Genomic DNA, 874 nt, shown 5'->3' on the forward strand with positions numbered 1-874 from the left:
GGCACTGCTGGCGACCTACGGTCAGGACCGCCCCGAGGGGCGGCCGCTCTGGCTCGGCTCGGTCAAGTCGAACATCGGCCACACCCAGGCCGCGGCCGGTGTGGCGGGTGTGATCAAGATGGTGCAGGCGATGCGGCACGGTGTGCTGCCCAGGACCCTGCACGTGGACGAGCCGTCGACGAAGGTGGACTGGTCGGCGGGCGACGTCCGGCTGCTGACGCAGGCGCAGGACTGGCCGGAGGCCGGGCGTCCGCGCCGGGCCGGGATCTCCTCGTTCGGGATCAGCGGCACCAACGCCCACACCATCATCGAGCAGGCCCCGGCCCCCGAGCCCGTGCCGGACCCCGTGCCGGCCATGGTCCTCTGGCCGCTGTCCGCCCGCGGGCCGCAGGCGCTGCCCGCCCAGGGCGAGCGGCTGCGCGCCTTCACGGCGGACCGGCCGGAGCTGGAACCGGGCGCGGTGGCCAGGGCGCTGGGCACCAAGCGGTCCGTCTTCGAGCACCGGGCCGCCGTGGTCGGCGCGGACCGGGAGCAACTCCTGCTCGGCCTGCGGGCCCTGGCCACCGGGGACAGCTCCCCGTCCGTCGTCCGTGGCAGGGCGCGGACCGGCACCAGGACCGCGTTCCTGTTCACCGGCCAGGGCGCCCAGCGGCTCGGGATGGGCGCCGAACTGCGCGCCCACCACCCGGTGTTCGCCGCGGCCTTCGACGAGCTGAACGAACACCTCGGGGTCGGCACCGCCGACGTCCTCTTCGGCACGGACACCGAGCAGGTCGATCGGACCCTGTACGCCCAGACCGGCCTGTTCGCGGTCGAGGTGGCGTTGTTCCGGTTGGTGGAGTCGTGGGGTCTGCGGCCGGACTTCGTGGCGGGT

General features: G+C 74.5%; 1 protein-coding gene. It reads left to right on the forward strand.

Translation table 11 applies throughout. From position 1 onward, the window contains the following. On the forward strand, positions 1-874 hold an 874-nt coding region (locus UK12_RS32765), incomplete at both ends, for an acyltransferase domain-containing protein (protein WP_045306851.1).

The organism is Saccharothrix sp. ST-888 (assembly GCF_000955975.1).
Taxonomy (GTDB): domain Bacteria; phylum Actinomycetota; class Actinomycetes; order Streptomycetales; family Streptomycetaceae; genus Kitasatospora.